13 protein-coding genes are annotated in these 16808 nt (G+C 46.1%); 2 read left to right on the top strand and 11 right to left on the bottom strand.

Annotated elements, in window-relative coordinates:
• Positions 1-59: 59 nt before the first annotated feature.
• Positions 60-716, bottom strand: a complete 657-nt coding sequence (locus DD616_RS03440) for an HAD family hydrolase (protein WP_208871460.1) — start codon at positions 714-716, stop codon at positions 60-62.
• Positions 717-933: 217 nt separating this feature from the next.
• On the opposite strand from DD616_RS03440, the gene DD616_RS03435 reads away from it, so the two are divergent.
• Entirely contained in the window at positions 934-2670 is a 1737-nt protein-coding gene (locus tag DD616_RS03435) for a SulP family inorganic anion transporter (protein ID WP_050934249.1), read from the top strand.
• 253 nt (positions 2671-2923) lie between these two features.
• Here the strand turns inward: DD616_RS03435 and DD616_RS03430 are convergent, their stop codons facing one another.
• From DD616_RS03430 to DD616_RS03385, 10 genes are all read right to left on the bottom strand, one after another.
• A complete protein-coding gene (locus DD616_RS03430; RefSeq protein ID WP_208871459.1) occupies positions 2924-3805 on the bottom strand; it encodes a YjjW family glycine radical enzyme activase in 882 nt (293 codons plus the stop codon).
• Positions 3806-3809: 4 nt separating this feature from the next.
• Positions 3810-5363, bottom strand: a complete 1554-nt coding sequence (locus DD616_RS03425) for a YjjI family glycine radical enzyme (RefSeq protein WP_208871458.1) — start codon at positions 5361-5363, stop codon at positions 3810-3812.
• A 145-nt stretch (positions 5364-5508) separates the two neighbouring features.
• On the bottom strand, positions 5509-6123 hold the full coding sequence (locus DD616_RS03420; RefSeq protein ID WP_017043593.1) for a glutathione S-transferase family protein: 615 nt from the start codon (positions 6121-6123) through the stop codon (positions 5509-5511).
• A gap of 13 nt (positions 6124-6136) precedes the next feature.
• Positions 6137-7168: an NADPH-dependent curcumin/dihydrocurcumin reductase gene (curA, locus tag DD616_RS03415; protein WP_208871457.1), complete on the bottom strand. Its 1032-nt coding sequence runs from the start codon at positions 7166-7168 to the stop codon at positions 6137-6139.
• An 83-nt stretch (positions 7169-7251) separates the two neighbouring features.
• Complete coding sequence (locus DD616_RS03410; protein ID WP_038148298.1) at positions 7252-7848, bottom strand: TetR/AcrR family transcriptional regulator; 597 nt, start codon at positions 7846-7848, stop codon at positions 7252-7254.
• 173 nt (positions 7849-8021) lie between these two features.
• The gene (locus DD616_RS03405) at positions 8022-10319 is read right to left on the bottom strand and encodes a glycoside hydrolase (RefSeq protein ID WP_208871456.1); all 2298 of its coding nucleotides are present in this window, start codon (positions 10317-10319) and stop codon (positions 8022-8024) included.
• A gap of 75 nt (positions 10320-10394) precedes the next feature.
• A complete protein-coding gene (locus DD616_RS03400) occupies positions 10395-11222 on the bottom strand; it encodes a DUF2861 family protein (protein WP_208871455.1) in 828 nt (275 codons plus the stop codon).
• Positions 11215-11868 carry a response regulator transcription factor gene (locus tag DD616_RS03395; protein WP_013868288.1) on the bottom strand — a complete coding sequence of 218 codons (654 nt, stop codon included), beginning with the start codon at positions 11866-11868 and terminating at the stop codon, positions 11215-11217. Before DD616_RS03395 ends, DD616_RS03400 begins: the two co-directional genes overlap by 8 nt.
• Complete coding sequence (locus tag DD616_RS03390) at positions 11865-13310, bottom strand: ATP-binding protein (protein WP_208871454.1); 1446 nt, start codon at positions 13308-13310, stop codon at positions 11865-11867. The genes DD616_RS03395 and DD616_RS03390 overlap by 4 nt, the downstream gene beginning before the upstream one ends.
• A gap of 93 nt (positions 13311-13403) precedes the next feature.
• Positions 13404-15104, bottom strand: a complete 1701-nt coding sequence (locus DD616_RS03385; RefSeq protein ID WP_208871453.1) for an RluA family pseudouridine synthase — start codon at positions 15102-15104, stop codon at positions 13404-13406.
• Between the two features lie 574 nt (positions 15105-15678).
• Here DD616_RS03385 and DD616_RS03380 point away from each other — a divergent pair.
• Positions 15679-16767: an SEL1-like repeat protein gene (locus DD616_RS03380; protein WP_208871452.1), complete on the top strand. Its 1089-nt coding sequence runs from the start codon at positions 15679-15681 to the stop codon at positions 16765-16767.
• Positions 16768-16808: the final 41 nt, after the last annotated feature.

Genomic DNA, 16808 nt, shown 5'->3' with positions numbered 1-16808 from the left:
TTGCAATACCACGCTGCCTGGCTGTGGTAATCAAAATCAGCCGACGCCTGAAAAACCGCTCAATTACTGTTTTTCAGGGCCGTTAAAACGTGATGTAGTGAGGGGACCACATGGTGTCCAAGCGCCAAAACTTCTTCACTGGGTTCGACGAGATCAGGAATTTGGTAGGTGATCATATTCGCACTCACGGCGGATCGCACGCCGTTATTAGAATCTTCAAAGGCTAAGCATTGGGTCGGTTCAGCGCCAAGACGTTGCGCAGCGAGTAGATAAATCTCAGGATCGGGTTTGCCATGTGTCACTTCACAACCGGTTGTGAACGAGTCAAAGTATTGCTCAAGGCCTGAAAGGCGCAGCTTAATTTGTGCCACGTCTTTTTGGGTTGATGTTGCGACGGCAGTAGGAACACGATTCGCTTTTAACCATTGTAATAACTCGATAACCCCTTCTTTCACTGGGATCGCCTGGTGTTTCACCACGGCATCGTAACGTTTACGCCACTCCGTATGTAATACCGGATAGTTTAATTCTGGCCCGTAGCCTGCGCGCAGTGCTTGTTCAATGCCTGCCGCATTGCGACCAATAGCCGAGAGATAAACCTCTTTTAAAAATGGGACGCCAACTGCGTGGCAAGCTTGTTCGAATATTGTAAGGCAGACACGTTCCGTGTCGAGTAACAGTCCATCCATATCAAAAATGGCAGCTTGAAATTTCATAAGTACAACTTTAGGCGAGTGAAATGGAGTGGGCTATTTTCACATAAGTCGACCTATGGAGGCGATCTTTTTCCTGCACTTTTTCTTTTTCTCATACTTCAATAAAATCAGCCAATTATAAGCGCTAGTTTGTTAGCAATGAGTTATGCTTAATGTGAAAACCTTGTTGCGAGAAGAGGGGGGAAGCAATTTGAATAGTGCATTTGTACAACAGTGGATGCCGGGTTTACACCAACTGAAAGACTATGAAACTCGCTGGTTGATGGATGACGTACGTGCGGCGCTTTCTGTGGTTGCGGTTGCACTGCCTGTCGCGATAGCGTACGCGCAGCTCACTGGAGTAAGCGCGATTGTCGGCTTATATTCCTGCGTATTGCCGATGTTGGTTTACGCGATTTTTGGCACGTCTAGGCAGTTGATCTTAGGCCCAGACGCGGCAACTTGCGCAGTGATTGCGGCGGTAGTGACACCGCTGGCGATGGGCGATCCTCTCAAACACTGGCAGTTGGTCATGACAATGACGGCAATGACTGGTGTATGGTGTTTGCTGGCCAGTCGTTTCAAACTCGGTATTTTAGCCGATTTTCTCTCTCGCCCTATTCTACTTGGGTTGTTAAACGGTGTTGCTCTGACCATTATCGTGGGTCAATTTGCTAAAGTATTTGGGCTGAAATATGAGCAGCAATATCTACTAGAGCGTATCGTGGAAGCGCCATCCTTACTGATTGATTTGCATTGGCAAACCTTATTGATAAGTGCGCTGACAGTGGTGGTTTATTTTCTGTGTAAGCGTGTCAGGCCCAATTGGCCAGCTGCGATGTTGGCTATCATCGCTGCTGCATTTTGGGTGTGGTTTTTTGGCGCTGAACATCTTGGCGTTAAAGTCGTTGGTTTAATCCAAGGTGGATTACCGATATTCCAAACCCCTCTATTTGATCTAGGGGTGAGCCGTGAATTAGTCATGCCCGCTTTGAACTTAGCGATGGTGAGCTTTGTCAGTATGATGCTCACTGCGCGCAGTTTTGCGGCAAAAAATGGTTACGATATTGACGCCGACAAAGAGTTTCGCGCGCTTGGCTTAGCTAATATTGCTTCTGCATTTTCACAAGGTTTTGCCATCAGTGGGGCGGATTCACGTACGGCGGTGAATGACGCTAATGGTGGTAAATCGCAATTAGTTTCGATTATTGCAGCGATTGTGATTGGATTTGTCGCGATTGTGGCGTATCAGCCACTACAATACATTCCGATTGCTGCATTGGGGGTGGTGTTGATTATCGCGTCTATCTCGTTGCTGGATCTGAAAGGGATTTGGAGTTTACACAAGCGTGATAAAGACGCCTTCTATTTGGCAAGCTTAACCTTCATCGCTGTATTGGTCATTGGCGTTATCCCCGGCATCACTCTTGCGGTATTACTGGGTCTGTTCCAGTTCTTACGCACCGTGATGCGGCCAAGTGATCAAACATTGGGTTTGGATGATAAAGGCACGATTCGCACGATTGATACGTCAGCGAAGGCGAAACCAATACCGGGTTTGGTGATTTATCGTTTCAACTCTCCGCTGACTTATTTCAATGCACCTTACTTTAAACGTCGTATTTTATTTCACACTGAATCGGCGGGCATGAGTGTGGGGTGTGTGATTATTGATGCGGTGTCGAGTTTTACTCATTTAGATTTAAGCGTCATGGCGATGTTATCGGACGTGCAAAGCATTCTGAAAAAGCGAGGTATTCGTTTAGTGCTAGCGGGGCGTAAACGCAGTTTGAGAAAATGGTGTGAGATCGCTGGAATTTCAACGGGTGATGGCGGCGTGGTGATTCGTGCGGACATGTATTTAGCCATTAAGCTAAGTGGATGTTACCAACACGCTGTAGAAGAAGGGCAAGTTCCGCCAGTACAAAAAGAGCCGCAAAAGGATATTGAAGGTGAAATTGCGGCTGCTATTTAAAATGAGGTTGGCTCTCGTTAATAATATTGGTTCTCGTTAATAAAAGATAAAGAGCTCTTGAGTATCGAAAAGATGTAAGAAATCCCATTCAATCATGATGCTTTCCTTTTTATGTGATGAGAGCGAGTGCTCGGTCTTTTGTTAAACGGTTGGTGCCTGTTTGGATAAGCATAGGTGAGCGTTATGCATTAGGCAAAATGGTACGGGTTATTAATCTAATATAGGTAGCCTATGGATATGGTGGTTTTCGACGCTAGGCGTAGCGTGTCGGCAGGTAAACAGTTCGCTGTACTTGAGCGGCCAGTTTTCGATGAAACTGTAGCATTGCACCTTCACTGCATGGTTGCCAAGTTAAGGCTTTGCCGACCACACCGTGATGCTGGAAGGCGTTGAGCCGAATGCTGACGTTCGCAGGCAACTGGTTAATCAGATGCGCCACTTCGGTAATTTCAGTCTCTAAATCACTTTTGTCCGGTATATGCAGCAGTCGCACTTCGTGCAGTTTATTCAGTGTAGCGAGGTGGAAAATAGTGCGTATCACTCTATGGTTACTGCGTCCGGTTAGCCACCGATGGGTTTCCTCTTGCCAAGCTTTTAAATCGATCATTGCGCCATCCAAATAGGACGAGATTTTGTCCCATCCCGATTCTGATAGTGAGCCATTACTATCAATAAAACAGCTGAGATGTTTCAATTCTTCATCGTGTTTGATGGCTTTGAAAAGAGCGATGATAAACGGAAGTTGTAGGGTTGCTTCCCCTCCTGAAATGGTAATACCGGCTAAGAAATAATGATTTCGGCGGATAAGTTCCACGAGTTGTTCAACGCTGTAGTGATGAATTTTTGGGTTTGATTGGTGCACGCAGTGCTCAATGCAGCGATCGCAGTGAGTGCATTTATCTGCTAGCCATTCGACTTGCTGGTCAGCATTGAGGCGCAGTGCTTGCGATGGGCAGGTTGGCACACAATCACCGCAATGGTGACAGTGACGAATCGTATGTGGGTTATGGCAAGACAAGCAATTGAAGTTGCAACCTTGCATAAAAATGACCAGTCGGTTGCCCGGGCCATCAACGCAGGAGAAAGTCAGCACTCGGCTGACTTTTGCTCGGAGCGGCTGTTTTCCACTCACCATTAGTTTAGCTGACAGAGTTTGGTTGATAAGCCGGTTGCATTTCATGGCTAACCACGCGTGCTTTTCGCTTGAGCACGGCCGTGTTTTTGGCCGCTTCTGCCCCAAGAAATGTGGTGTTGGTGCGTGATCCGCGCTGCTCAAATTGCGCTATTTCAGACAGTTTCACCATGTAACCCGTAATGCGAACTAAATCGTTCGAAGCCACGTTGGCCGTAAATTCGCGATAGCCCGAGTGGAGGGCTCCTTTACATAGGTTGAACATCGCCTCTGGGTTGGCCTTTATGGTTTCATCCAGAGTTAAAATATCGCTGATACCAGAGGTATAATATTGATGATGTCCAGCCGTTGCTTGCACATATTCAATCGGGTTGGGTTCGGTACCATAAGGGATGCGCACGCCCGGAGTGACATCAAGATCAAGGCTGATACCACCTTGTGCGTGCAGCAAAGCACGGCCGTTGAAGCCATATTTGACTGGCGAGTTTTGTACAATGTCGGCCAGCTTGGCGGAAATGGCGATGCCTAATTGGTTGGCGATATCATCATGGCCATAACGAGCGTTACTCTGCTCCTTTTCCAGTAATAGATTAACGGCTTCAGCCATGCCATAAATGCCAAACATCGGTGCGAAACGAGATTCTTCAATCAACCCTTCTTGAGTCAGAAAACCTTCAAAAAAATGAGATTGTTGGTGCAGATGAGCAGCTCGAACATCCATCAGCTCAATCATATATTGGCTGTAAGTGGGTAGAATCTGATCTAAAAATGTTTGGCGGTCACTGGCTTTTTTCGCGGCCTCTTTTAAATTCATTCTGACTAAAGTATTGCAGCCTCCCGCTAAAGGAAGTGAGTTGTAGCAACTGACGATACCAAAACCTTGCTCGCCATAGGCGGTGGCATGAATCGGATAGTTGGCGATGTGCGGTTTACTGCATTGACAGATATTATCGGTCGCTTGTCGCAGTAAATCGTCAGGAGTGATAGAAGGGTCATACATGAAGGTAAGGTTGGGAGCGATCTGTTTCAGTTCAGCATCGACACGTAAAATAGTACGACAAATAATATTGTCGCTCGGGCCGATGTTGGCGTGCATGAAAGCATCGGGCAGAGTGCGATCAAGCATGATCCAAAACAGCTTCAATTTTTGATAAATCGACGCTTCGCTTAGTTCGCCCACATAGGGCAATAACACGCTATCCAATTGCCCCAAATAGACAGGAATAGAGGTCACTGAAGGCACGTGATGGTACAAAATGGTCAGCATATTGAGTGCTTCATCAAAATTACTGGCAGGCGAAAGCTCTAAATACTCACTGCCTTGTGCTAAAAATTTTGCGTAGTCAGGCAACACGTAACGTGGTTTAAAAGGGGCATGGCCTTCAAACATATCGCAGATAATGCCTTGTTCCATTGCTCGAGCCAACTCAGGAGAGAGTTTCAGATAGGGCAAGCTTGCTTCGGCCTCTAGCGCAAGGAAGTGTGACTTTTGTTTGGGCGAGAGGTGTGCGTCAGTGACGATGGCTTGGAAGCGTTGCTGTGTATCGAGTGAATGGCCCATGAATTAAACCCTTATATTGTTGTGGTTTAATCCTAATGTGCTTGGTTACTTTTCACTATTGATAATACATCAAGTAGTCATTTCCATAATGGAAATGAAAACGCCACTTCGTTATCGTCGAAGTGGCGTCATCAGGAACCTAAGGTTAGGCGTATTGCGCTTCGATTTGGTTCGATTTTAGATAAGCAGGGTGAGTGGCGAGCTGCTCTAAGTAACGTTCAATATTCGGGAAGTGAGTAATCGCTCCGTTGGTCAGCAATATTTCAGCAATGAATGACATCATGAAATCAGCGCCAGTGAGTTGGTCGGCCACTAAGTAGCGTTTACCCGCTAAACACTGGTCAAAATAACTCATCACTTTGGCTGTTTCGCTTTCTGCATAGCCACCAAGGAAATTAGTTTGGCAGCCATCTTTGGCAACAAACATCTTTAATAGCAGCGGCAATATGGCAGAGCTTTCCGCAAAGTGGAGCCATTGCTGGTATTGCACATATTCCACGCTGCCACGCTGAGGCGCAAAGTGTTGGCCGTATTTTTCTATCAAGTAATCGGTAATGGCGCCAGATTCAGTAATCACCAAACCATTGTCTTCAATCACAGGTGACTTACCTAACGGATGCACGCTTTTTAGCTCCGGCGGTGCCAGAAAGGTCACGCTATCACGTTGATATGGAACCACTTGATACTCAACCCCGAGCTCTTCAAGTAACCAGATAATGCGCTTAGAGCGTGATTTATTTAGATGGTGAAGTTTGATCATTATGCGGTCCTTATTAAAGTGGTTGGTTGATTTGGATAACCAGTTTGCCAAAGTTTTTGCCTTCCAATAGACCAATAAAGGCTTGTGGTGCGTTTTCTAAACCGTCAATCAGTTGCTCGCGGTATTTCACTTTCCCTTCGCTTAGCCATTGAGTCATATCAGTAGCAAATTCGTTATAGCGATGGCCGTAGTCATCAAAAATAATGAAACCTTGCATGCGGATTCGTTTGGTAAGCAAGGTGCCCATCAGCATAGAGAGGCGATCAGGTCCTTCAGGCAGCGACGTTGCATTGTATTGAGAAATCAAACCACACAGCGGAACTCGCGCTGCTGTGTTAAGCAGAGGTAAAACCGCATCAAAGACTTTGCCACCGACATTTTCGTAGTAAACGTCAATCCCTTGAGCACATGTTTTAGCCAATTGCTCTGCAAAATCGTCAGCTTTGTGATCAATACATTCATCAAAACCTAATACTTCTTTAGCGTAACGACATTTTTCCTCACCGCCAGCAATGCCCACCACATGGCAGCCTTTGATTTTAGCAATTTGACCAACCGTTGCCCCTACTGGGCCAGTAGCTGCGGCGACTACCACAGTTTCACCTTGCCTCGGCTGGCCGATGTCTAGCAAACCCATATAAGCGGTAAAACCGGGCATTCCCATGATGCCTAGTGCGTATGAGGGTGAGGTTGGATTTTTACCGAGTTTGAGTAAACCTTCGCCGTTAGAAATAGCGTAATCCTGCCATCCGGTATAAGCGAGTACCCACTCACCTTGCTCAAATTTTGGGTGGTTTGATACTTCCACTTGACACACGGTCCCGCCTACCATGACATCATCAATCGCGACAGGATCGGCGTACGATTTAGCGTCACTCATGCGGCCGCGCATGTAGGGGTCAAGTGAAAGATAAACACTACGCAGCAGCACTTCACCAGCGGCAGGTGTTGGTTTAGGCGCATGTTCTAAGCGAAAGTTAGCAGGCGTTGGTGCACCGACAGGGCGTGAAGCGAGTACAATGCGGCGGTTAGTTTGTTCAGTCATTGGAGAGTCCTTTATTATTTTAAATTAGACCAGTCGTCTAGTTTGGGTTTCAAAAAAACCGCTATCGAAATAGCGGGTGAATCTTAACTAGGGCACTGGCCTTGCAAAATGTGTTCGGTGCTCGTAAGCGCTTGTGCAAGCCCTTGGTTATCTTGACGCAGTTTACTGAGCAAACTTGCGCCGAGCCAAAGGTTATAAAGCAATTCTGCGGTTTGCTGGCTGTGTTGTACGTGAATGGAGCCGTCGTCGATCCCTTGCTGGATACATTTTCCGACCGCCTCAATAATGCTATCTGCACCTTTAAGTAAAGCAATACGCATCGCATCAGACAAGTCTGAAACTTCAGCGCTTAATTTCACCACCAAGCAGCGCTGTGCGTTACATAAGCCATTGCTCTGCTCATACCAACATTGCCAATAATGCATCAAGTGTTGATAGGCATTGCCTTCTTCTTGGTCAAAAAGGGCATTAATCCGTACTAAATAGTGCTGAAAATAGTCCGTAATCAGTGCCTCGCCAAATTGCTCTTTTGACTTAAAGTAGTGATAGAAAGAGCCTTTGGGCACATCAGCGGTTTTTAATAATTCAGACAAGCCTACGCTGGTGAAGCCTTTGGTTACGACAAGTTGGTAACCGACCTCAAGGATGTGTTGGCGAGTATCATGGGTTTTTGTATTCATGGACGGCACTATAATTCAAATTAGACCAGTCGTCTAGTTTTGTTTGTTCATATTGTATTTGTGCTACTGGCTATGGTTGCTGAATGATAGAAATGGACACTTCCTCCTTGAAGTGTCGCACTATTATTTATCTTTTAATGAGTTATTTATCTTTTAATGAGTGAGAGATGAGACTATTTTTCTGTCTTTAGCGTATCCGATGCCCAAATGAGGTTTTGCCCATTGCTGAGCTCAGCTTGAATACTCAAGGCTGGAACTATTTCCTTATCCTCTTTTTTATATGGCTGCGTAGAGAAATTGGCGGTAATTTTACTGCCATCACCAAAGGTTGTTTGTTGTACCATCCCTTGTTCATCAAGCCATTTAAAATCGACTAAAGGTTGGTTCCACACGACTTCATGGATTGGTGCAAACCCTTGCTGATAACGGCGCAATGCGTTGACTCGAGCACTGTTAGGCGTCGCTTCATCACGGCTAAGGTGAATCATCGCTGGGGTGTTATACAGCATGGCGATTAAATCTCGCTCCGCTTGCACGTTGGAAAACTTCATGCTGTCGCTGTGCCAGTGGTGACTGTTGATCACCTCATCATGGAACACGGTCTGATAGAGAGGGATACGGTATTGCGGTGCAAATAACAGTGTTTTGTACGGCTCTTTGACTTGCGCGGGTTTAAAGAAAAAATCTGGACTCGTTGTTGGGAACCATGCTCCAAGAAAGTAAGGCGATTGGCGGTTAGTTTTCATATCAGGATCTGTCCAGCCAAATCCTACCGTTTCTAAACCATGAGCAAAAGAGAGCCCTTGTGTCGTCAGGCTGTTACCATCTTCAGAGCCGAGAACCACATTCTGTTCATTAGCTATCCAGCGCATGCGTTGATTGAATGCCTCCAGCATTGCGCTTTCTTTCATTCCTTGTCCCTGTTTATATGAGTAATCTTCACGGGCCATTCCGGTCCCATCCACATCAAGAAACAGGCTGTTAAAACGGCCATATTTTAAAATCGCCTCAATGCGTTGCTGCACAAAGCCTAATTGGCAGGCTGGGTTAAGGTAAAAGCCGTTGCCACGAAACCCTTTTTGTTTTTTGCCGTCGGCGTTTTCTATCGCACATTGCTTGCGCATTGCATCCGGTAGCTGCGCGGTAAGCCAACCATCGTTGATGCCTTTTGCAATGGCGGTATTGTAGGAGTCGTACACCCCAACTAAGTAGCCAGCCTGTTTCGCTTGATCAACCACTTGTGGCTGGTAAAAGGCGGGCATCCAATTATCTAAACCTAGCCAGAGGTGCTGCAAACCTGCTGAGCTGAGTGCGTCAATCATGGATGTCGATAGCCCCTGTCCCCAAGTGCTGGCATCACGTAGAAACGGTAGTTTCTGCTCTGCGAGCCATGCTTTTCGTGCCTGAGCGGCTTGGTATTGGCTAGCTATCCCTGCTTCTTGGGTTGAAGGTTGCTCTTTTATCCAAGCATTGAGCGAGCGGTTCACTTCGTCAATCAACAACCGTTTGTTGTAGTTGTTGAAAAAATCTTTTCCTTTAACGAGTGGCTTAAGCTCTTTGAGCGCTTCGTTTGATGCTACCCACTGGGGCTGCTTAAAATACCATTCTTTAAGTGCCCAGAAATCAGTCACATCTTGTTTGGACACTAAGTCTTGGCCAAACAAGTAGACATGGCTTGCGCCGATAAGCTGTTTTATGGCTGGGTTTTGCTGCGCTTTTTGTTCGAGCGTTTGTGATAACCCATTCTCTTTTCGCCACTGACGGTAGCGTTTGGCACCATCTAGTGGTGAGTTGCCAAGGGAGATTTCCACCTCAAAAGGCTCATCTTTATTGAGCACAGTGAAAGCGTGCGTGGCTTGCATGTCCAGCTTGTTTTGCTTGGCGCTAAAATTGAGTTTGTTGTTGGTGGCGGTATTGAGTTGATAGCTCACATACTGCTCATTGCCAGCTTCTACACTCCAAAATGGCATTTTGAGATCTTGGGTGGTATTGCTGGTAGAGCGTTCCGCTATGAGGTAGTTCACCCACTGTGGGTTATCAGTTGGAATCCGCATTCCTTCACTAAAAGGAAGAATGAGCGTTTTGCTTTGCTGCTCAGGCAGTTCAAACCACTGCACGGTTAACGGTTTAGCACGAGAGATCTTACTCTCAGCGCTCGCGGTAATCGACAGCTTCAATGTTTGTTGTAAATTGGCCTCAACCTTTAACTGGCTAGGAACAAGCAGCCAAGAGGCGTGATGTTGATTATCTTGTTGCAGTTGGCTGACCTGCTGTGGCTGGCCGTTAACGGTTAGCTGGCCTTGGTTAATGGTTAGCTGGGCATTTTGCTGCCAATCAATAGCAAAATTTTGTGGCTCTATTTGCACGGTTTGGTTTTGATTATGCAGTGTAATTGACGCTGGTTGTGATTGGCTAGCCAACGCCAAAAGTGGCGTACAGGTGATCAATAAAGAACAAAGTGGTTTATACATGGTTTGTCATTTCCAGTGTGTCTCGGTGTGTTGATTACATAAGAAATCGACAACTCAATTGTCACCCTGATGTCTTCATTGAGCCTGATTTGGCAGAGTCAAACGTTGTACATATTCCACTTTGATTGCTCCTTGATACTCGATAGTTTTGATCAGAGTACTGAGCCATTTAGCCGAGCTGGGGGATGAGCTTGGTTTGTCCAATAATTGCTGAGTATTACTTATTGCTACCATATCTTGCTGCTTGATTAACTGAAATTGGTCGTCAAACCATTGCCAAGCAAGGCTTGTTGGGGGGCAGTTTGTCAATGCTATGGGGGACTCAAGTGCTAGTGGGTAACCACCGTTGGGAGAGGCGGATTGCAACCATGTGGAGCCAAAAGGCATGGTAAGAACTAACCAATAGTGCTGTTTGTCGAGTGTCAGTCGATAAACGCCATCTTGCGGAGCAAAGAGCAGTTCTGGGCTTTCTAATTCTATATAAGGGGCTGATGACGTTACTTGGCTCTGTGAGATGAGCAAGCTATTGTCAGGGCCAAGAAGTTCAACCTGACTAGGCAGCTCTGCTCCTTCCATTGATAATTTGAACTGGTAACCTTGCTGCATCACGTTGGTTTTTTTTTGTATCGAGACTTTGATCAGCGCCGCATTTGGTACCACATCGCTTAAGAGCTGTTGGCCACATTGGGTTTGTTCAATAATGGCATGCTTGACGCTTGCCCAGTGTTGCGTGGCAATGGTTTGGTTATTGAGTGCGAGGATCAACTCTTGCCAGGCAAGCTGTGGTTGATGGTTCACTAAAGCGCGATAGGTTGATTGCAGTGGTGTTGCCATAAACCAATCATCACTCACGGCGTGGCTTGGACTAACGACGAACAGTACAAACAGCCAAAGGTTACGCATTGGACACCTCGACTAAACGATACCCAACGCCACGAACGGTTTCGATATTGAGTGAGGGTAACTGCTGCCTCAGCTGTAAAACATGATTATCGACGGTTCGAGTTGAGGGAAAGGCTTGGTAGCCCCACACTTTATTGAGTAGTTCATCACGGTGAAAAACACGTCCTTGGTTTTGAACCAGCAGCAGTAATAGCTGAAACTGTTTCGGTTTTAGCGTCATCAACTGCTCACCTAAGGTAACGCTGCGCTTTGAGAGATCAATGGCAATGTCAGCGTAGGAAAGCAAGCTTTCTCCTAATGGTCGCAGTTGCGCTTGAATTCGCGCCAGTAATTCTTGTTGCGAAAATGGCTTGGTGACGTAGTCTTTTGCCCCCGCCATCAGACCTGCTATTTTTTGCTCAACCTCGATTTTGGCCGTCAGGATGATCACTGGCACGGCTTTGGCCATTAGCCATTGAGGTAGATGATCCAAGCTGTCTCCTTGAGCCAGTTGTCTATCTAAAATCACCAAATCGGCGCGAAACCATGCTTTTTTGACTTGTGAGAGCTGCTGTACCCACAAACAATCAAAACCTTGCTGTAGCAAGTAATCATGCAAACCTTGCCCGAGTAGGGGATCATCTTCGACCAATAACAGTGTGTTCATAATGGTAATTCCAATTGGCAGCGAGTGGGGTGGGCTTTACACGTCAGTTTGCCGCCCATTTTAAGCATCAAATGGCTCACAAGACGGAGCCCAATCCCCATATTGGAAGCCGTGCGAGAACGGGAAAATAGCCGTTTTAGACGAGAGGGAAACTCGCCTTCATCGCTAACGCAAAGCCGCAGTTGAGTGTCAGTCACGCTGGCCGTTATTGAGATTGTCCCTTGACCATGTTGCTTGGCATTACGGATCAAGTTATCCAAACAGATCCCAAGCCAGTAATACGGCAGTGTGAGCTCGATATCTTGTGTCAGTTCATAGCTGAGTTCGTGTTTCGCTACGCAGTGATCTAACCAATCTGAGAGATAAGCGGTTTGACATTGAAACGGCTCATTTGGGTCGCTACTCAAAAATCCTTTACTGGTCTGAGCAAGCTGAGCTAAACGTTGGTGATCGGCCAGTAAGCGGCCGAATGTATCTTGGGCTGGCTCTGGCAGAGTATCAAATTGCTGGCGAAACTGCTCAACGGTCAAGCCAAGACTGGTGATAGGGGTGCGTAGTTCATGTGTTAGCAACTGTAAAATAAAGCGTTTTTCTTTGGCTTGTTGGCGGCGTAACCAGAGCGTCCTACTCAGCGTTGCCGCGAGCAACAGCAGTAATATGACCGATAACCACAGTGAGATATTGGGTTTTTCTTGGCTAGAGACACACAGATTACTGTAGCGTAATTGGCAACTTTGAGTAGCCGCTGTGATGGCCGACAATACCAATTGCTGATCGAGCGCGACTTTTTTCCATTGCAATGCGCTTAGTACGCGAATACCGAAATCGCCACTGATCCATAGCCGTTGTTGACGGTCAATATAAGCGCGATAACCGCTGACCAAGGCATCTCGCCCTGCCGTTTCTAAATCGGTAAAAAAGGTGTACAGCGGATGCTGAGGGTCAGAGAGAGTCGTGTAGGGCTGTAGCTCGGCGTTTTGCTCGGCCGTTATGTTATGAGTAGAAAAAGCTAAGTATCGCTCTGCGTAGCTCCCGCCTGCAGGATGCAGAAACGGAGCAGTCTTAAACCAACGGATGGGCAATTCATCGCCTTGGCATAAAGCGAGTTCAAACGACGCTGCTTTTTGCAATTCAGGGCGTGATGCCAAGGTTTTTGATAAACCGGGCGACAGTGCGCACTGTGAGGCTATCGCTTTGAGCTCAGTTATGGTTTGCCATGAATAACGGGAAAAATCAGGATAGGCGCTGGCGCTGAGCAGAAGATCGATAGGGTATGAGTTAATGCTTTGCAATGGCAAGGCTCGCGCAGCCGATAGCGATTCGGCTTGGCGTAGAAAATGCTGCCAACGATCTTGCAGCGTTTGCTCTTGCCCGTGTGCTAGGTTTGATTGCCCTAGCACTGCGGTGAGTGTGATCAAAAGGTACAGCAGCCGTGTTCTCAACGTTAAGCACTTAGAAAAAGGTTCGCATTCGCGAAATTATAGCTGTGCTAAGTCAGGATTTGTCACCTCAATGTCACTAAAGCGGAATGTCGATCAAAACTCGGCATCCACCGTGAATGTCATCCTTTGCTTGGTATAAGGATGATCAAAGCTCAGTGACTCAGCATGTAGATGTAAACGCGCTCCTTTCGTGCCATAAAGATCGTCGCCAACGATGGGCAGGTTGAGTCCTTCCACATGAGCGCAATGCACGCGCAATTGGTGGGTTCGTCCTGTTTTGGGGTAGAGGTAGACTTTACTGAATCCATCCCGGCATTCAATTAATTGCCAGTGAGTGTCAGCGGGTTTGCCATGTTCAAAACAGACCAATTGACGCGGCCTGTCATCTAAATCGCCCCGCAGCGGTAAGCGAATGTCACCATGCGATTGCTGTAATTCACCAGCGAGTAAGGCAAGATAGCGTTTTTCAACGCCGCGAGTAATAAATTGCTTCTGCAGGCTTTTATTGGCTCGGCGGGTGAGAGCAAACACCAATAAACCTGAAGTAGACATATCGAGGCGGTGGATCACAAAAAGCCCTTCATCTGAGCTAAACATTTGTTGCAGACGAGTATAAACCGAGTCCTGAATGTTGACTCCGGGAACGGATAGAAACTCGGCAGGTTTGTTGACGACAATAATGGCTTCATCCTGATAGATGATGTCGATCTCTTTGCCTTGCGCTGGGTTATTATGCAATAGCGGGTTATCATCGAGCTTCAGCCCATCAAGCATGTGAGCCAAAATCGGTTGGCACTTGTTTTGACAAGCAGGATAGAATTTCTTGTGTTGACGAATTTCAGATTTTGGTGACGCTCCCCACCAGAATTCGGCAAGTGAAATCGGTGTCATCTGATGTTGAAACGCGTAGTGCAGCAATTTTGGTGCGGCGCATTCTCCAGATCCTGCTGGTGGAACAGGGTTAGCCGTAAGACGGAAAATCTCCCCCAGAGATTTTTCAGTGCCGTATTGATTGAGAAATCGATAGTGAGAAAAAAGTCGTTGCTGCAACGCATTAGAGAGATTTTTACGCTGCTCTTTTAACGCATCAATCTGTTCTTGAAATGCGTCTATTTGCGCTTGTAGTTCGTTGAGGTTGACGTCCCATTTTCGTTTTAATTGCTTGAGGAACGTTTTTTCAGCCACACTTTGTTTGGCGAGATAATCCAAGGTTTCACGCAATTGTTGGGCATCATTTGATTGTTCGGCAAGGATGCGTTGCTGTTTACGCTGTTCACGACCTTGAATCATCAGTTGGCGATGCGCTTCTAATTCATCTTGCGCCTGCTGTTGGGCCGTGGTCCATTGCTGCTGAAGTAGCGCACGCTGTGGATCGCACTCCAATTGTTCAACTTGCTGATTAATTTGATTGATTGGCACGCTGCCTTCCAAGAAAAAACCATCGTTAGTGAGCATGTCAAATATAGGCGGCACAAAATGCGGCAGCAGGTTTTGCTCAGCTAACTTCCCCGAGAATGCAGACAGGTACCCTAGCTCTCCACTTTGTTTACGCACCACTAAAACGCCAAACATTTTCCCGATAGCTTCCGGATGCTGGTTTAGCACGCCGTGATTATCGAGCCCAAAATTATGTTGCCAATTCTGCTGGTTCAGCAGGTGTTGTTGCAGCTGGCTTGCCGCTAATTCGCTTAGCGGATGCGGCTCGTAACAAAATGGGAAAGTAAAGCGCTCAGGCAGAGAGTAGCCTTCAATAGGTTTTTTAAAGGCAGTAAAACAGGGCGCTGGTGTTGGCATTTTCTCTGGCTCGCAGTGGATGGTGGTGGAGAACGCAGAATTGTACTGATTTGACCTAGAAATGCCAGTTTCTGGTTGAACGGCGATGATGATACGATTAATTAATGTAACTAGCTTATTAATATCATTAATATAGCTTAGTGAATCCCAAAGAAATAAGTTAACAGTGTCGATTTAACCTGATGCTATGCGTTTATTTAAAACATATAGAATGATTGGAGGATTAATTCATTTTATTTCTATGCAAAACAATGTCAGCTTTATGTTAGTTTTTTGTCATTAATTCTATTTGTAGTGATTGGTTCCTGATTCTATTTAATTTAATGAGTGTATTGTTTTTAATTTTGATGGGTAAAGGCTGAGTATTGATTATCATATAGGCAATATTATGCCCGCTCGGGCAATTTGTTGCTCGGTTGGGCAATTTTTTGCCCGCTCGGGCTGTGGGGCTTTATTCTTAAGTAAGCGTAATTGAAGGGAATGATTTTTGCTTACGTGTTTATGGATAAATGGTTAGTCAGTTAAGGAAATATAATGAGTCAGAGTATTGTAGTGGGTAATATGGAAACGGTTCATGATGGATTTCTGCCAACGTCTATCATTGTGTGTTCCGCAAGCGTCAAGTTTGGAAGTCGCGTCAATGTGGATTAATAAAACATATGCCATTTTAGCGCTCTCCTTATTTCCTTCGATGGCGTTACATGCTGAGCAAGAAACGTCTGCAGCAGAAGTGTATGAAGTAGGAAATATGTCTCCAGAAAAAGCGTTTGCTACCGGACGACTGCTTCGAGCGCAATACAAAAATATGGAATCGCGACCATACCTCCAGTACGCGGCAGACAACGACAATTCGGATGCCGCCTTTCTCTACGCGATGGAGCTTTCGAACTACAAAACGACCATTAGAACGCCTCCTGAAGCGCGTGAATATCTGCTTAAAGCCGCAGAATTAGGCAATCGTCGCGCCATGAAACATCTTTATACTGATGCCAAGTGGTTAAGAGATCGCGATGTGCAGTATTGGAAAAGCCAGTATTACGATAGTTTGATTCGTTTAGGACGAGATGATCCTGCACAAGCCACTTACGAGCTTGCCCAGTTTTACAAAGGTATAGATAACGAGATGTATAGCTACTATCTCGATAAAGCGGTCAGTTTTAATCATCCACGAGCATTGATGGATAAAGCAAAGCAAGTTCAAGCGGGTGGAGGCCTGTTTTTAATGCCTGGAGAAAGGGAGACCAAGGTGAGAGAGCTCTATCTCGCGGCTGCGAAGACAAACTATATCCCTGCGATGAGACGCTACATCGGTATTTTAGAGAGCAAAGGCCGTTTTGAAGATGCCTATCAATGGCGACTGATGGCGTTAGAGCAAGGTGATATTACCTCTTTGGCAACGGTAGTTAAGATTCTGCTCGGCGATAGAGCATCCTATCATTTTGTGACTCCCGATAGGATCAAAGCGCAAGCCTATTTAGATTTATATCTCTCTGCTGCTGGTACTGAACGTATGCAGTCGCTCTACTCAATATTGGAATTAGAGGAAGAAAGCCTTGCTGGTAAGATGAGTGAGGAAGAAAAAGTACAAGCTAATGACATATTTGTTAACTATAAGAGTAATCTGAATTTTTATTATCATGATGTCTTTTGGGATATTAATTAGGTAAGTTATACAGTATTAGAAACGGCATATTTTTTTGGGTG

Origin of the sequence: Vibrio anguillarum (assembly GCF_003390515.1) — a bacterium.
Classification (GTDB): domain Bacteria; phylum Pseudomonadota; class Gammaproteobacteria; order Enterobacterales; family Vibrionaceae; genus Vibrio; species Vibrio anguillarum.
Note: the sequence above shows the minus strand (reverse complement) of the source record. Positions and strands in the feature narration are given on the sequence as shown.